Here is a 13,704-nt window from a genome sequence, read left to right on the forward strand (position 1 = left end):
GAGGGTTGAATAGTAGGGTGTTCTCCACTTAATCGTGTTTTTACCGCAGGCTCACCATCTCAGCAATGGCTTTTGAAAAACTCTGTTTTAGCTTGTCCGGGTTTCTCATAAAATAAAGAGACTGAATGCGATTATCAACAATCTCAATGGCCACAACAGTTTCGATAGTGTTGTCACGGGTGTAAACCAGGCCAGGTTGGCCATTGATCTGAGCCAGCTCAACCTCATATTCCCAGCCAAGTTTTTGAGCCCGACGGTAGATTGCCCGTAGGAATCCGGCCACCTTAGCTGCACCGTGCAGCGGCTTCAGACAAGCCACAACCTGACCACCACCATCGGACCAAAGCGTAATGTCTTTAGCCAGTAGGTCGAGTAGTCCCTGGACGTCACCCTGCTGAGAGGCCTGCATAAATTTATAGGTGAGCTGTTCTTGCTGCTGAAGCGAGGTCTGGAAGCGTGGCCGCTGATCAGCCAGGTGCTGACGTGCCCGTCGAAAAATTTGACGACAAGTGGCTGCTTTTTTCTCGACAATCTGGCCAATCTCGTTGTAATCATAGCCAAAGGCTTCCCGTAGCAAAAAAACAGCCCGCTCCAATGGTGATAGTCGCTCTAGTAAAACCAAAAAGGCCATGGTTAGAGAGTCTGCCAACTCAGCCACTGTCATGGGGTCAGTAGCTGAGTTGGTAGTGGATTCAGTGACGATCGGTTCAGGCAGCCACGACCCGATATAATGTTCTCGCTGGACACGGGCAGAGCGTAGCCGGTCAATACACAAGCGAGTAATGATTGTAGTCAGATAGGCTTGGGTCGATTTGATGGATTTCTCAGATGCCTGTTGCCATCGGAGAAAGGTGTCTTGCACCATGTCTTCGGCATCCGTGACACTGCCAAGCATGCGATATGCGATCGCAAACAAAAGCGAACGATATTGATTAAACACGTCAAGTCGATCGATGGGGTCGTTTTTGGCTACGGTAATCATGGTCACCTTATCCTATACTGCTTGAACTTGATAGCTGCCGGGTAAAATCTGGGTTGTAATGCTAAGGCGATTCCAAGCATTGATTGCAACAATCGCCATCAGCAGGTTGGCGATTTGCTCAGGTGTAAAGTGGCGGTTTACCTCTTCATATACTGCATCAGTCACACCATTTTCTCCAATCAAGGTGACGGCTTCGGTAAGGGCCAAGGCCGCGCGTTCTTGAGGTGTAAAAAAGGGCGTTTCTTGCCATGCACTGAGGGCATAGAGTCGCTGCTCTGTCTCACCCCCATGTCTGGCATCTTTAGTGTGCATATCAATGCAGAAAGCACAGCCGTTAATTTGGGATGCTCGGGTTTTCACCAATTCCACCAGGGAGTTGTCCAGGCCACTTTTACGAACATAGTTTTCTACTTCCATCATGGCTCGGAAGGCAGCGGGGGCCACTTTTTGAAATTCAAATCGTGTCGTCATGGGGGATATTCCGATCAAAGGTCTCCATTAGAGAAGACGAGATGGGAACTAGAAATGTGACAGGTACTCTATAATCTGCTGGGAAGTTTTGGATGGGAACACCGACAAATTTTAGGCCTGTGGTAACTTTACTTATCCATTTGCCGTTAATAGTGTGAATTATGCCCCCTTTACTGTGAAAATTGGCTAGGCTGAGGTTATTCAAACTAGCTTGGGCTAGATCCTTAGGCAAAGGAGTAGGGGAAGAGAATGCGTTGGAATCTCAGTACCAAGCTTGTCGTTGCTTATTCCGGTCTGCTTGCTTTGATGGCAGGTGCTCTATCTGTAGGAATTTATTGGCAGCTACAGCGATCTCAACGGGCAGAATTACAAGATCGGTTACTGGGAACCGTTAGCTTAGCTGCCCTACAGATTGATAGTGCTTATCAATCTGTCAATGATCAGCCTAAAGATACTGACTCTGACCCTATTGTTAATCAGAAAATATTGCAAGATATTCAAGCCTCGGAGCCCAGGATTGTTCGTCTTTACATCGTGCAACTTCGCAATGGCCACTACAGCGTTACCTCAGACTATCGTCCTGGGGGAAATCGTCTTCCCCAGTCTCCGACTAGGGTCGGAGATGTGTGTTCTGACTTACCCCATCTTTTACAACAGCAGACTAAGATTCAAGCACCGATTACTGAAACAACTATCCGTACCAATCGAGAAGGCATAGCCGTTTTACATGGATATGCCCCAATTCAAAGTCAGCTAAGGCGTTCTGATAGCATCCTGGTAATTGAAATGGATGCAACGTCTGTCGGTCAAAACACGGTGCGTGTTTTTATCATTGCAGGGGGCATTTTGGGCGTTATGTGGTTGATTGCCCTACCTTTACTGGGGTGGTTAGCGCGGTCATTAGTGGTTCAGCCCAACTTACATTCCAACCACGGAATTCTCCAACTACAGGCAGCCTTTAAGGAATTACAAAATTACTCTCAAAATCTAGAGCACACAGTAAAAGAGCGCACTAAAGAACTCTCTGAGTCTCAAAATTTGCTCTATCTGGTGATCAATAACCTACCCCAATCAATTTTTTGGAAAGATCGAGAAAATACATTTCTAGGGTGCAATCAAAGTTTTGCTGAGGTAGCTGGTCTAGAGCCTGGGGAAATCATCGGAAAGACTGACTATGATATGCCGTGGGCCAAGGAAGAAGCCAGTTTCTATATTGAGTGCGATCGCAGAATCAGAGAGTCTAAGGAACCTGAGTTTGGCATTATCGAACCGATGTCTAACGGCAAGGGTAAACAGGGCTGGTTAGAAACCAATAAAATCCCCCTTCAGAATTTAGACGGGGAAGTCATGGGGGTCATTGGCATTTTCCAAGATATTACCCACTACAAAGAAGCTGAGGACGCGGCCCACCAGGCTAACCGCACCAAGACTGAATTTTTAGCTAACATGAGCCATGAGTTACGCACACCTCTTAATGCCATCTTAGGTATGGCAGATGGGTTGCAGGAGCAAGTGTTTGGCTCTATCAATGAGAAACAACATAAGGCCCTGGGCACTATCGAGAGCAGTGGTAAACATCTCCTAGAACTGATTAACGACATTCTTGACCTATCCAAAATTGAATCTGGCCATGTCGCTCTAGATTGTCATCCCACTGCCATTGCCCCTCTCTGCAACTCTAGCCTTGCTTTTATTAAAGAGCGAGCTTTGAGAAAACAGATACATCTCAAAACCGAACTACCGCATAAGTCTCCCCTGTTGTTTATTGACGAACGACGGATTCGCCAGGTTTTGATTAACTTGCTCGATAACGCAGTTAAGTTTACTCCTGATGGTGGGTGTATCACATTAATGGTTAAGTCAGGTCCACCCTTACCTATATCGACACAAGACAGCTATAAAGTGGCCAACAGCTTAAAAATTTCCGTTATTGACACCGGTATTGGCATTATTCCTGAAAATATTCCAAAACTATTTCAACCATTTATTCAAATCGACAGTGCCCTCAATCGCCAATACAATGGCACCGGCTTAGGGCTTTCCTTAGTCAAGCGGATTGTTAAGCTGCACGGTGGCGAAGTCAAGGTCACGAGCCAAGTCGACAATGGCAGCTGCTTTAGCATCACCCTGCCTTGTGCTAACGAAACTCAAATCGCAAACACGACTGATGCCAGTATATATACCGGCATCGAACAACCTACTCAGGTAAACGAGCGTGGTCCCATTGTTTTACTGACAGAGGATAATGAGGCCAATGTTATAACACTCTCCAATTATCTCCAGGCCAAAGGCTACCATTTAATCATTGCCAGGAACGGTGAAGAGGCCATTAGCCTGAGTAAATCCCAACAGCCTGACGTCATCATCATGGATATTCAAATGCCACAGATGGATGGTCTAGAGGCAATACGCCATATTCGCCGTGATCCGGCCCTTGCCCATATTCCCATCATTGCCCTAACGGCATTGGCCATGGAGGGCGATCGCGATCGCTGCCTTGAGGCTGGGGCCAATGAGTATCTCAGTAAGCCGGTTAAACTCAAACAGCTGGACCAGCTTATACAACAACTTCTAAGCAATAGAAATTCATAACTTGGACATTTTCGTTACGGGTGCGCTATCCTAGTCAAAACTCCGTTAGGCTCTAGCTCTAGATTAATGAAGTAGTATTCTTAAGTGAAACAAGCCAAGACATTAGCTTTGTAAGCGTGCCATGCCGGTTCTCTTCACCGGCAGCAATCGATATACGTCTGGCTACATCACTGGCTGAGGCAAGTTCAGTATCGGTTTTGCCTCGATATCAGTCTTTTCAAAATTAAGTCTTTTACAAAGATTCAGTCTTTTACAAAGATTCAGTAATGCATTAGCAAGGAGCTAAGGGATGTCTAACCCTCAAAGGCCCTATGTCATTGCGGAGAGCTTAGGCTACGCAATAGAATCCACACGAACATTGTTTCAAGGGATTTCTCTGAGTATCACGCTGGGCGATCGCATTGCTCTAGTCGGTCCTAACGGTATCGGAAAATCAACCCTGCTGAGGATTTTAGGGGGTCAACTTCGGCCTACTCAAGGCACCGTGAGTACCCATGGTGCCATCTACTATCTGCCACAGCTCAACACAATTAGAGCGTCACTGCGATCAGAGTCTGTTTTTGACTTTCTCAATACCATTTCTGATGAATGGTGGGAAATTGAACAGCTGCTGGCAACTGCTTTCAGCACAAATCTGGATTTATCTCTATCTATGCAAAGTCTGAGCGGCGGAGAACTCACCAAGCTATTTTTAGCCATGGGTCTGGCCCAATCGCCCGATCTACTCTTGCTAGATGAACCCACTAATCATCTCGATTACCTGGCCTTAGAAGAGCTGGTTCGGGTCCTTGACCAGTATCAAGGGGCACTTGTCGTTGTCTCCCACAAACCATCATTTCTAGACCAAGTAGCTAAAACCACATGGGAGCTAACGGCGACAGGTCTGCACGTTTACGGAGGGAACTTTTCGTACTATCGAGAACAAAAACAGCTGGAAGAAACAGCCAAGATCAGGAGCCATGAGACGGCACGGAAGGAACTAAAACGGGCTAAGGCCACTGCCATCAGGGAGCAAAAACGGGCTAGTCAGTCTCATCGCAATGGGCGGCGACAAGCCCTCAATGGCAACATGCCTCGCATTGTTGCTGGCAACTTAAAGCGTAAGGCTGAAGTGGCTGCAGGCAAACTGAAAGAGAAACATGACAAGGCAGTCACTGCAGCGACTCAAAAAGTAGCCACCACCAAAATTAAAACCCATAAGACAACGAGTATTCAGCTAGAGGAAAATGGCCATAAACATAGGAATCTAATTGATATCCAGAAAGCTGATCTTTGGGTCGGAGAGCAATTATTACTCCAAGCGATTGAGCTACAGGTCAGCAGTTGCGATCGCATTGCCATTGCTGGCCCCAACGGTTCAGGGAAATCCAGCCTCATCAAAGCCATCCTAGATGTCAGAGACACCCCAGCCCATTTGCAAGGCGGCAATATTCATTTAGCCAATATGCGCACAGTCTATTTAGACCAAACCTACGATCTAGTTGATCGCACTCAAACCGTTTTGCAAAATATGCAACGGGCCAATCCCACACTGACCTATCAGCTGCTGCGACAACAGCTGGGGCATTTTCTATTTTTTAATGATGATGCCCATAAGATGGCCTCAGTGCTAAGTGGCGGGGAATTGGCGAGGCTTGCGATCGCAATGCTGACAATTTCAGAACTTGACCTGCTGATTCTAGATGAACCCACTAACAACTTAGACATAACTACCGTCGATCAGATGGTAACGGCCCTCAATAATTACCACAGTGCCCTTTGGGTGATCTCCCATGATTTAGACTTTTTAAGCCGCATTCGTATCAACCGCTCTTTTCAACTCAAAGCCAGGACCTTACAACAAACCGCATATCTTCCCAAGGAAAAAGCCCATTACCGCAGTAGCTTAACTGCATAAAACCGGTAGCCTGTCAAGGCTTGTTTTTTTGAGTAGAAGAGGTTTCCAGCTTTGCCAGTTCCTTAAATAACCATCAGCCACAGGCTCAAACCCCATCGGGTTCAAACATCTTGCAACATTACACCCAGTGCTTCGAACTGTTCGTTTTGATGATCAATTTGAATTGAAAGCGCATCACAAACCAGTTCACAAAGTTCAAAGATAAATGGATTTGAAATTTGATAGTAGGCACAAACTCCCCGAGCCTGACGGGAAACAATCCCAGCCTGAGCCAACATTTTCAGGTGCTTAGAGACATTGGCTTGCCCTAAACCGGTAATTGCAATAATCTCGGTAACATTCTTAGGCTCGGCCTTTAAAGCACACACGATTTGTAGTCGACTAGATTCAGATAACATCTTAAAGAAATCCGCCATTAAACCCAGTGCTGCAGGCGACAGTTTAGCCACTCCACAATCGGCTAATTGAGCGACATTAGACAAGTTTTTCTTAGAAAGAGCTGCTTTTTTTGGCATCGAAGGAGGGGTGAATCTAGACAGGTTATTCCATTATATTGCCAGATAGTAGTTAACAATTGATTCAACTCACTTTTAATAGTGCACTTTAAACACAAAACTTTACTTTTGAAGAAGCGTACGAACTAATGAACTCATGACTTTGATAACGAAGTGTACCCTTTGTCTAAAATATAACTAGACAGTGATATAATCAGCTAATCAATAAAGCCTTCTCTAAACAGTAGTAATCCAAGGTCATGACTCAAATGAATGCCAAACAACTACTTGTTCAGCCCCTTAAGACTGGTGATATCACAGTCATTAGCAATGTCACCAGTGTGACCGTTAATGCAAATAAAATCTCTCGACTCGAAAAAATTCCAGGGCATGAGCAGGAAAGCCCCTCAACGGTACATGTGGACTTTGATGTAAATCAGCCCAGCCGCCTGGCTGCAGTTTTAGAAGAGACTAAAGAACTAGGAATGATCCTTGAACTAGAGGATGCTGTTCAACTAGGCATTTTTCTGATCGCAATGGGAATGGAGAATGCAACACCTGATGATATCTCGGCAATCATGACACGTCTGTCTAAATTGATCGCTGATTTACAGTAACCTAAGCTATTCAAGGCTTAACTCAATAATTATTCAAGACTTAACTCAATAATAAGGATCCGTTAAGCAATAACCTCATGATTTGAGTTTCACACTCTAAATCTTCCGCAGAAATCGATACGTTGGTTTTTAGGGGGGCGTTTCGGCCCTAACCATGGGGAAGCCCAGTTGGCCTAGTTGAGATAACTGGATTACTTCCGGAAAGGGAACTCGGATGGACCCCAAGCAACATCTTTCACACCCAACCAGTCGCTCAAGCTATTTCCCTAGCTAAAACCACGAGCTTAATTTTTAACAACCCCTAGGTGAATATAAGCGATCGCAGGAGCGATCGCTTATATTTCTATCATTGATAGATGTGCTGTTTGATCATCACAACCTTTTTGGCCAACGGAGGTGTCTCAACCGAGACGATTGTTGGATGACACGTGATGATGCAGATTATCACTACACTCCTCAACAACATCTGAGTCAGTATGTTGTTGAGGAGTATGATGCTGGAAACTGCGACGAGCATGAATCTCTTCTCCTAAATCAGGTGTAGAAGCGATTGGAAGAGGCTTAAGCATTTTGAGCCCAAATAGTCCGCGTAGGCCTAGCCTCTCAAACCAGGGCATACCCGTTCCAGTACGGATTTTGGCCATAAAATAGGCTTCGAATGCAGCCTTGACCCAGACGATCCAGGGGCCACGTACAGCATAGGAATATTTTCGTTTACCAGTCTTAGGATCAGGTAGGACGGGGGCAGCAATATAGGCAATGCCAGTATCGCCAAATTCAGCAAAGCAGAGAGCTTCTAAGGTAGGAACCTGGTGGGAAGATTGAATAGCGCCAAGGTCAACGGCAATATTGTGGGCTACGGCTGTCGCCATAGCTTCTGCCATTTGACCACTTTTGGGTAATCCAATGGGTATTTGGGTTTGATCGGGCTGCCGTAATTTAACACTGACCCCCGCCGCATAGATCGAGGGAAAGTCAGGATGGCGCTGGGTTGGCAAGATGGGAATAAAGCCTTTTTCATCGCCCAGACCCGGCACCGTTTTAATGAAATTAGACCCGTAAAAAGCCGGTAAAACCATGGCGTATTTGAAAGGTAGCTGACGACCGCTGGCCACGGTTATGTGCCTGTTATCTACGGCTGTGATGGCAGTATTCTCAAGACAGTCAATGCCACGTTTTTGCATCAGGTCTGCTGTCAACTCTCTGGCATGTTTCACATTAGAGACCCCTAAATGTCCGACGTATGGCTCTGGCGTGACATAGGTGATGGAGACTTGTTCCCGTAATCCATGACGACGCAATTCATGGTCAGCCATGAGGGCAAACTCATAGGCTGGGCCAAAACAGCCTGCACCAGGTGCGGCTCCAACCACCAGGGGGCCAGGATCTTTGAGAAAATCAAGCCAGGCCTGACGTGCGCCCATAGCATGATCTGGAGTACACACAGACTGGGTATAGCCATCATGGGGACCTAGCCCAGGAATTTGATCAAAGGCCAGGGACGACCCGGTTGCGATCGCAAGGTAGTCATACGGAACAACAAGGTTGTCTTCGACGGTAACAGTCTGCGTTTGCGGATTAAGATCTGTCACCTTACCAGGCACCCAATTTAAGCGATGACGTTTTGCTAAACGAGCAAGATCAAGCTGAACATGCTCTAGCGGCTTCAAGTTTAGGGCGACCGGAATCAGGCCTGGGATAAACGTAAACTTAGGCTCATTAGAGATTAACGTCACTGTATGTTTGTGGGGAAGTAAGTGACGTAACTCATAGGCTGCAGGCAGTCCAGCTAGACCTGCCCCAATGACAACAACATTTGCCATAGCTAAATTCAATCCTCTATCTTCAAAGTTGGCTCAACTAACTGCACAGCTTGCCCTCAACCACCGCACGAATTCACTGAGCAAGGGACGAGATACTACAGGGTAAAGAAGTTCTGACCTTAATTACTGATTAGTTATATGCTCATAATAATAGAAAAGTTAAAAAAAAGCTTGCACTTATTGAAAACATAGCTTGATGCAATAAATAGCTAGCTTTTGTGATACATATAAGCTTTGTTGTTAGCCGAATTCAGCCCATCTATTGAAATACTTGAGATAAATAAAAAGCTGCTAGATACGGTTTGACTGTGCCGTATGCAAGTAGCCAAAGTAGGATGGTTAGCATAGGTCCTGGGCTTGGGACTGAGGCCGATCATGAAAAATAATCTAACCATATTAATTCTGGGAGGATATGGAAGAACAGGAAAACTGTTTTGTCGCCATCTCCTCCAAGAAACCCACGTCAACATTATCGTTGCAGGTAGGAGGCTCAAAAAAGCCACAGAATTTGTCAATCAATTAAAAAAAGAATTTTCACCCCAACGAATTGCGGCTCGCTATGTCGATGCATCTGATGTAGCGAGTCTGCATAGCGCTCTCCATGATATTGATCTTCTGTTGGTGGCTGCTACTACCACACCATGGGCAAAGCAGATCGCAGAAGCAGCCATTGCAACCCATACTGACTATTTAGATATCTACTTTCAACAAACTGTATATCCCATATTAGAAACTCTGCAACACCAGATAACGACGGCTGGATGCTGCTTTATTACCCAGGCGGGCTTTCATCCTGGACTACCAGCCACCGTTATTCGCCATGGGGCTGACTATTTTGATCAGTATGACAAAGCGATCGTCGCTTTTGTGATGAATACTCGGCTTGACAATTCTGAGTCTCTCTATGAGTTAGTAGATATGGTAGCCGATTATCGACCTGAAATTTATCAAAATGGTCAATGGAAAATTGGCACCTATCAAGACGCTATCAATATTGATTATGGGCCTGAGTTTGGTGTGCGCAGTAGCATGCCCATCGATATGGTGGAAATCAAATCTTTGCCAGAAAGTCTAGGGTTACAGGAAACGGGGATTTATACAACAGGATTTAATTGGTTTACAGACTACCTGATCTTTCCACTGATCATGCTTTCACAACAGATCAAGAAAGGGTTTCTTCGGGGGGTTTGGGCAAAGATACTAGCCTTTGGAATTAATACATTTTCCCATCCCACAGAGGGCGTTGTTTTTTTGCTAAAAGCTGAAGGCAAAAAGGACGGACACCTTCAACAAATTGATATTATTTCTGAACATGACAGTGCCTATGAGTTTACGGTAATTCCAGTAATTGCCTGTTTGCATCAATATCTTGACGGTTCGATCCGTAAAACAGGCCTCTGGATGATGGGACACCTTGTGGACCCTGGTAGATTATTGAATGATATGGAAAAGATGAACACCAGGCTGCAAATATGCATCAGCTATAGAGATACTGACTTGAGCAATTAATATATTCTTGCTATTGACGACCAGGTAAACGTTGCTCAGCGCTTTATGTCTATGTTGTTTACTTGATTAAGCGGCCACTTCATTTGTTGAGGTGGCAGGTCACCAACAACCTGTAGTGTGATAGCGATTCTGTTTTATAAACTTAAAGAACAATTAATTGAGTTGGTGCTTTGTCACCCGAACCTGTAGCAAGACAATTACTGCTCACTTCTCAGAGTAATGAGTAGTATCATTGTCATTAATGGCATTGGCAATGATAGGACCTACATATAGAGTCACTGCATCATGCAACTAATTGAGGATAAGTTTTTTTATGCAGCACATACCAGACATGTTATGGTGGTTCATCCATCAGGTCCTTATGGTGATATGCCAAACGAAGGCTATCATGCACGGGATGTTCAAGGGTTTGCCTGGTACCCAAATTGTGTGACCTTTGACCTTGCCAATGGTGACAGCTGGCTGACGGTTTACCATTCCCAGAAGTTAGAGATACAGCCTGAGACCACTCGGGCTATTCTTGTTCCTTTTACCGTACCTGGGGATGGCTATATTGAAATAACTGGAAATTTCGATGTCACTAGACTAGATATACCCACTGGACAATACCAACTCTTATTTGAACTCAGGCTATTAACCAAAGATGAAATCTTTACAACTGAGAAGTATTCCAACTTTAGACCGCAGCAAGCAGATAAAGACTTTTTAGAACCACCTGAGCTGTGCACACTGACATTTACCCCAACTGCTGAAAGAGTAGAGCCAAAACTCTTGCGATTTACACCCTGGCATATTCCTAGGGAATTTCGCAAACAAGTTGAAAAGGGATTGATTTCTCTTGAGTCTTTGGTTCCTGAAACCTTAATTATGTTTGATAATTTACTATAGGACAAACTTTATTAGGTAGTTGACTGAGATAATCTCACCTCACTACCAACGGTTGTATTTATTCGGCATTAAACCGAGGCAACATTCATCAAGTATGTTAAATCAGTTCAAACCCACCCAATACTTGGATAGAAATGACTTCAATCTCAAGTTACGTCGAAGGTCTAATCGAAGACTTGATTACTAAAGGTGCTATAAAAACTATAGCTATCGAAGCCGCATTTCGATCTGTTCAAAGGCATTTATTGCTAGAGAGCTTTCAACTTTCTAGGGCTAACAAGCAAGAACTAGTCATTGTAAGCGACAAAATGGAGCAGGAGATATGGAGAACTATTTACTCTGATAGCTCTCTTGTTACTCGTTTTAAGCAAACTGCCGCATCAAGCTCATCATCTGAACCATCACTGATGGCCCGAATGCTAGAGGAGCTTGAGCTACGACCAGGGTTAAATATCTTAGAAATTGGTTTAGGAACAGGATACAACGCTGCTTTATTGGCTGAGATAGTAGGTGCTCAAAGTCTTGTAACCTCTCTGGATATCCAGGCTGATGTAGTTGAGCAAACCCATCGGCTATTGAAAAAAGCTGGATATTCAGAGATAGGAGTAGTGTGCGGCGACGGTTTGAAGGGATTCTCACCAAAAGCCCCGTACGATAGGATTATAGCAACTGTTGGTTGCATGGATTTATCCCCCTACTGGATAGATCAGCTTGATACAGTAGGGCTAATCCTATTCCCGCTTCACCATGCAGGGTGGACACCTTTGCTTAAAGTCAACAAGAGTGAAGAAAACCTGATAACCGGATCAATAGTGGGTATTTCAGGCTTTATGCCTATTGATACCGTTGATAGTAAAGTAAAGATTTGGCCTTGTCGCCCAGACATACAACCGGTACTTACGCAGATGGAAAGGCTCCCTCTGTTTGATGACCTAGAAGAGCTCCACTCATCAAAATCGTTGGTATGGGCTTCTTTCCCCAAAGATTTTTACTATTTTTTATCAATAAAAGACTTGCGCGCATTTTTTAAATGTAAACCACCTGGATACGGTCTATACGATAATTCCAGCGGAATTGTTTTTATCAGTCCAAGCAATAAATGCACTTTCTTGTCTGGGGACATGGGTTTATACAATGCATTGAAAAGCATTTATAGGGAATGGAAGAGCATGAAAATGCCTTCCATGGGTGACTATAATATTTCTTTTGTCCCAATATCTCAGAAAAACAGAAATAATAATTACGTTTCTTTGATAAGACGATCTTTTTTCGATCAGGTAATCAGTATACGGTAAAGGGGGGAATTATCGATTGCACTGGCTAAAGGACATACTTTCCAGAGAAAAAGAACAACAGCAGGCATAAGGAAGGAAGGAAGGGCATACTTGTGTGCGTTATTATTGCTGTACTTGTAAACAAAGGGTCTAAATCTGTGAGTAATGACGTGAGATAATACCACGGGTAAAAAGAATAAAGGGAATAAAGCAAACTGTACCCATGGTGGCGACAACGACAATATCAGCCACATTCAAAGAAGCTGTTGTTAAGAGAGGCTGCAAGCACATCACCATAAGCAAGGCAATGAATAGCAGACTTGCCTGGAAGAGCAGTCCCAGTCCTGTCATATAGCCCAGCGTTTGACGCCGCCACAGCGAAATACCACCGATAATCCAAGCTGGAGTAATAATAAAATCAGCGATTAACACTGAAAATTCTGCTGTAGCAATTGGAGTTTGGCTAACGAGAGCATTTACCATAACCCCAATCACTCGCAGGAAAAACAACAACCCAAAACCCACTAAGGTAGAGCCACTGACCCTTTCCGGCACAACGCCGACCAGCTGTTGTTTAACAGTTGGTCCATCAATACTTGCAACCAGGTAGCCCAGCGTACCAGCGCTCAACACAACCAATATCAAACAGGGCAGGAATATGATCTTGAAAGGAAGCGCAAAAATATACGCAATATAGTTGTAAAGTACGAAGAAAATCGCACCTGGCCAAAATAATAGACCGACCAACTGGCCCTGTCGGGTAAGCCACATTGAGCCCAGTAATATCGGTATACCGAGACAAAGATTAACCACATCATTGGGCATAAATGCCTGAAACAGGTCATCGGTTGGATAGACAACCGTACCGTAGAGTACGCCCGTGATGGAGGTTATTGCCACCACCAGCGCAATGATCAGGGAGAGGATGTAGGCAAGCTTGAGGGGATACCTGATAGGTAACGTAATCTTATGTGTATGCTTACCCATGGCAATCCCTCTCAGATATGAGCATAGACAGCTACCAGATGCTGCCTAATGCTCAACTTAATTAAATAATCTGAGAAACCTGTGAGGCCATTAACGCCATTAATAGTCCTTAAGGGGCTGAACAAAAATAAAGACCCAGGTTGGGGCTGTCGATGGGTGGATGAGTGATG

11 protein-coding genes are annotated in these 13,704 nt (G+C 44.7%); 6 read left to right on the forward strand and 5 right to left on the reverse strand.

What is annotated here, in order from left to right; genetic code table 11:
- Positions 1-40: 40 nt before the first annotated feature.
- Both U2F10_RS09365 and U2F10_RS09370 read right to left on the reverse strand, forming a co-directional pair.
- Positions 41-982, reverse strand: coding sequence for an RNA polymerase sigma-70 factor (locus U2F10_RS09365; RefSeq protein WP_163698541.1), 942 nt, complete (start codon positions 980-982; stop codon positions 41-43).
- A gap of 12 nt (positions 983-994) precedes the next feature.
- A complete protein-coding gene (locus U2F10_RS09370) occupies positions 995-1,453 on the reverse strand; it encodes a carboxymuconolactone decarboxylase family protein (protein WP_499871824.1) in 459 nt (152 codons plus the stop codon).
- 249 nt (positions 1,454-1,702) lie between these two features.
- Here U2F10_RS09370 and U2F10_RS09375 point away from each other — a divergent pair, with 249 nt between their 5' ends.
- A complete protein-coding gene (locus tag U2F10_RS09375) occupies positions 1,703-4,045 on the forward strand; it encodes an ATP-binding protein (RefSeq protein ID WP_499866449.1) in 2,343 nt (780 codons plus the stop codon).
- 289 nt (positions 4,046-4,334) lie between these two features.
- Positions 4,335-5,942 (forward strand): ribosomal protection-like ABC-F family protein, encoded by a 1,608-nt coding sequence (gene abc-f / locus U2F10_RS09380; RefSeq protein ID WP_499871826.1) that lies wholly within the window; start codon positions 4,335-4,337, stop codon positions 5,940-5,942.
- A gap of 101 nt (positions 5,943-6,043) precedes the next feature.
- Here the strand turns inward: abc-f and U2F10_RS09385 are convergent, their stop codons facing one another.
- On the reverse strand, positions 6,044-6,457 hold the full coding sequence (locus U2F10_RS09385) for an ArsR/SmtB family transcription factor (RefSeq protein WP_250564922.1): 414 nt from the start codon (positions 6,455-6,457) through the stop codon (positions 6,044-6,046).
- Between the two features lie 239 nt (positions 6,458-6,696).
- Here U2F10_RS09385 and U2F10_RS09390 point away from each other — a divergent pair, with 239 nt between their 5' ends.
- Entirely contained in the window at positions 6,697-7,053 is a 357-nt protein-coding gene (locus U2F10_RS09390; protein ID WP_250564923.1) for an urease accessory protein UreE, read from the forward strand.
- A gap of 401 nt (positions 7,054-7,454) precedes the next feature.
- Here the strand turns inward: U2F10_RS09390 and U2F10_RS09395 are convergent, their stop codons facing one another.
- Positions 7,455-8,876: an NAD(P)/FAD-dependent oxidoreductase gene (locus U2F10_RS09395; protein ID WP_499871827.1), complete on the reverse strand. Its 1,422-nt coding sequence runs from the start codon at positions 8,874-8,876 to the stop codon at positions 7,455-7,457.
- Between the two features lie 375 nt (positions 8,877-9,251).
- Between U2F10_RS09395 and U2F10_RS09400 the strand changes: the two genes are divergently transcribed.
- The 3 genes from U2F10_RS09400 (at position 9,252) to U2F10_RS09410 (ending at position 12,568) form a co-directional block, all read left to right on the forward strand.
- Positions 9,252-10,385: a saccharopine dehydrogenase NADP-binding domain-containing protein gene (locus tag U2F10_RS09400; RefSeq protein WP_499871829.1), complete on the forward strand. Its 1,134-nt coding sequence runs from the start codon at positions 9,252-9,254 to the stop codon at positions 10,383-10,385.
- A gap of 285 nt (positions 10,386-10,670) precedes the next feature.
- Complete coding sequence (gene comJ / locus U2F10_RS09405; protein ID WP_499871831.1) at positions 10,671-11,273, forward strand: competence protein ComJ; 603 nt, start codon at positions 10,671-10,673, stop codon at positions 11,271-11,273.
- A gap of 134 nt (positions 11,274-11,407) precedes the next feature.
- Positions 11,408-12,568: a methyltransferase domain-containing protein gene (locus U2F10_RS09410; RefSeq protein WP_499871832.1), complete on the forward strand. Its 1,161-nt coding sequence runs from the start codon at positions 11,408-11,410 to the stop codon at positions 12,566-12,568.
- Positions 12,569-12,697: 129 nt separating this feature from the next.
- Here the strand turns inward: U2F10_RS09410 and U2F10_RS09415 are convergent, their stop codons facing one another.
- Entirely contained in the window at positions 12,698-13,534 is an 837-nt protein-coding gene (locus U2F10_RS09415; RefSeq protein WP_499871834.1) for a hypothetical protein, read from the reverse strand.
- Positions 13,535-13,704 lie beyond the last annotated feature (170 nt).

The organism is Leptothoe sp. EHU-05/26/07-4 (assembly GCF_043421015.1).
Classification (GTDB): domain Bacteria; phylum Cyanobacteriota; class Cyanobacteriia; order Phormidesmidales; family Phormidesmidaceae; genus Leptothoe; species Leptothoe turfae.